The organism is Mycobacterium sp., assembly GCF_032162105.1.
Classification (GTDB): Bacteria; Actinomycetota; Actinomycetes; order Mycobacteriales; family Mycobacteriaceae; genus Mycobacterium.
In genome coordinates this window covers 1-3,201 of record NZ_JAVRPS010000293.1, presented here as the reverse complement: position 1 = coordinate 3,201, position 3,201 = coordinate 1, and the positions used below count along the sequence as shown (strand labels likewise).

General features: G+C 65.6%; 3 protein-coding genes. All 3 read left to right on the top strand.

What is annotated here, in order from left to right; all coding sequences use genetic code 11:
• On the top strand, positions 1 to 767 hold a 767-nt coding region (locus QOC69_RS15190; protein WP_526440888.1), incomplete at its 5' end, for an ABC transporter permease.
• A 3-nt stretch (positions 768 to 770) separates the two neighbouring features.
• On the top strand, positions 771 to 1,763 hold the full coding sequence (locus QOC69_RS15185) for an ABC transporter permease (RefSeq protein ID WP_526440886.1): 993 nt from the start codon (positions 771 to 773) through the stop codon (positions 1,761 to 1,763).
• Positions 1,764 to 1,822: 59 nt separating this feature from the next.
• A partial coding sequence (locus tag QOC69_RS15180; protein ID WP_526440884.1) for an ABC transporter substrate-binding protein occupies positions 1,823 to 3,201 on the top strand: 1,379 nt, incomplete at its 3' end.

Sequence of the window (3,201 nt, the reverse complement as noted above, 5' to 3'; positions counted from 1 at the left end):
TTGCCCTGGTAACGCTGGTCGCCGTGTTCGCGAGGCAGCTCGCTCCGTACAACCCGATCCAACCCGTCGGCTCCATCAACCTGCCCCCGCTGAGTCCTGGGCACCTACTCGGCACTGACGGAATTGGTCGAGATCTATTGTCCCGCACTTTGATCGGTATCCAGGTGAGTTGGCTCAGCGCGCTGGTGGTGGTCGCGATCGGCCTGCTCATCGGCGGCACCATCGGATTGATCGCGGGCGCAACCGGCGGCTGGGTCGACTCAGTTCTCCTGATGCGCATCACCGACCTGTTTCTGGCGCTACCCGGTGCACTGGTTGCGATCGCCATCGTTGCCGCGCTGGGATCCGGTCTGGTCAACACCCTGATCGGCGTGTCACTGGTGTGGTGGCCGTACTACGCCCGCATCGTGCGCGGCGAAACCAAGGCGCTCGCTGTCCGCCCGCACGTCGAGGCTGCCCGGCTGTCCGAGGTCAGTCGGTCGCGAATCCTCACCCGCCACCTGCTGCCCGGCGTGGTTCCCACGGCGGTAGTCAGCGCCAGCCTCGACATCGGCAACGTGGTGCTGCTGCTCGCCGCGCTCTCATTCCTGGGGCTTGGTCAGCGGGCGCCGGCCCCTGAGCTCGGCGCCGACACCGCACGCACTTTGAGCCAGCTGCTCAGTCAGTGGTGGGTGCCCGGCATCCCGGGCATCACGGTGCTGCTGCTGAGCCTGCTCGCCAACGTCGGCGGCGACGCCATCCGCAACCTCATCCCGGTCCGGAGGTAGCCGATGCTGGGCTTCCTCACCCGCCGACTCGCGGCCGCCGTGGTCATCCTGTTGACCTTGTCGCTGGTGATCTTTGTGCTGCAATATGTTTCGCCCGGAGACCCCGCCCGCGCGTACGTCGGGGCCAACGCCTCGAACGCAATGGTCGCGGCGGAGCGCCAGCGGCTGGGCCTGAACGACCCCTTCTTCGCCCAGTACTTCCGCTTCCTCGGAGGGCTGTTCACCGGGGATCTCGGCCGGTCGCTACGCACCCGGCAGCCGGTGACATCCGACCTTGCCACCTACCTACCGGCCACCTTCGAACTCGTCGTCGCGGCGTTCCTCGTCGCGCTGGCGCTGGCGGCGCTATATGCGATGTCCGGCGCGCTGCGGTGGCCCGGCGCGAGGATCGGCCGGGGTGCACTGCTGCTGCTGGCGGCGGCACCGCCGTTCCTGCTGGCGCTGGTCGGCATCATCATCTTCTTCGGCCAGCTCGGCTGGCTACCGGCCCGCGGCGTCGGAAACTTCGAGGATCCAGGGCCGTTCGGCATGCAGGCGGTCGACACCCTGCTGCACGGCCAGGCCGACGCGTTCGTCGACGCGCTACGGCATCTGGTGCTCCCCGCGGTGGTGCTGTCCATTGCACCGGCGGTCGCAATGGGCAGGGTCCTACGGTCGTCGCTGCTGGCCGTGCTGGAGGTCGACTATGTGCGGACGGCCCGTTCCAAGGGGCTGACCGAGCCGCAGGTGGTCGCCCACCACGTCCTGCGCAACGCCATCGGGCCTGCCCTGTCGATGAGCGGGCTGCAGCTCGGATTCATGTTCGCCGGTGTCGTCGTCGTCGAACAGGTCTTCTCGTGGCCCGGCATCGGCAACTACCTGGCCGCCTCGATACCGGTCTCCGACTTTCCGGCAATCGCCGGGGTCACGCTGGTGCTGGGGGCCATCTACGTCGTGTCCAATCTGGTCGTTGACCTGCTGCAGGCGCTCGCCGACCCGAGGGTGGCCGCCGAATGAAGCACCGCAGCCTCACCTTTTCCTTCGCACCACCCGTCAACCGAACAAGGGAGTCCGCTATGCACACCCGACTGTTGCGAGGCCTCGCCGTCTGCGCCGCCCTGTCCCTGTCCCTGGGCCTGAGCGCGTGTAGTTCCGGCACCCCCAGCCAATCCGGGGGCGGCGGTGAGGCATCCGGTCCACCGACCGACGGCACCCTGACCGTCGGTCTGCTCGGCGACATCGGCCAGCCGCCCGACCCCGACATCTATTACGCCAACAACGGCACCGCGATCATGATCAACGCGTACGAAGGTCTGGTCCAATACAAGAACAACACCGACAAGGTCGAGATCGCGCCGCGCCTGGCCGAATCGTGGGAGGAAAATCCCACCCATGACGTATACACCTTTCATCTGCGCAAGGGTGTGACCTTCCACGACGGCACGCCGTTTACCGCTGCTGCCGTCGACGTCGCGTTCAAGCGCCGAATCGCGGTGAAAGGCGGTGCGGCATACATGGTCGACGTCGTCAAGAGCGTCGAGACGCCCGACGACTACACGGCGGTCATCACGCTCAAGCAGCCGAACACCGCCTTCCTGAGCTACCTTGCGTCGCCGTTCGGTCCGAAGATGGAATCGCCAGATGGGTTGAAGGCCAACGCCGGTTCCGACGACGCCCAGACCTACCTCTCCTCACATGATTTGGGCACCGGTCCGTACACGCTGACCACTGCGCAGACCGGGGTCAAGTACGAAATGACCCAGTACGACGGGTATTGGGGGCCCAAGTCGCCGTTCAAGAAGGTCGAACTGCCGGTCTACACCGACGAGTCCGCGCTCGAGCTAGCGTTCGACAACGGCACCGTCGACGTGATCGCGGCCGCACTGCCATCCTCGAGCCTGGGCAAGTACGAGAACGCGGCCAACGTATCGAACTACTTCCTGCCGACGCTGCAGGGCGCGTTGGTGACGGTGAATCCGAGCCATGAGTTCTTCAAGAATGCCGACGCCAGAGTTGCGTTCCTGAAGTCGCTCGACCAGGCGACGCTGGTGAGTCAGGTGCTGGGCAAGCGCTCCGAGGTGGCCACCACCATGTACGCCAAGGGGATGATCCCCGGTGATGCGGACAAGCAGTCGATCTCCTACGACGCGGGCGCTTTCAAGTCATATGTCGATGCGCTACCTGCCAACGCGAACAAGACGTTGGTGATCGGGTATGCCAACGGCAACGTCAACGCCCAGTCGATGGCCAACATCGTGGTGGCGAACCTGCAGACCGTCGGACTCAACGCGTCGGCGCAGGGCTACGACACTTCGACCGTGTTCGGCTGGATCAACGACCCGCCGAGCGGGCCGGACGCGTTCATCGACGGCAACAACGGCCCAGATGGCGGCGATCCGTACATGTGGGGACACGTCTTCTGGGATGCCTCCGGCGGGATCAACTACTTCGGTTG

What these genes read in the sequence shown, in the direction of transcription:
- QOC69_RS15185 (WP_526440886.1), top strand. Translation starts at nt 771, where the DNA reads ATGCTGGGCTTCCTCACCCGCCGACTCGCGGCCGCCGTGGTCATCCTG.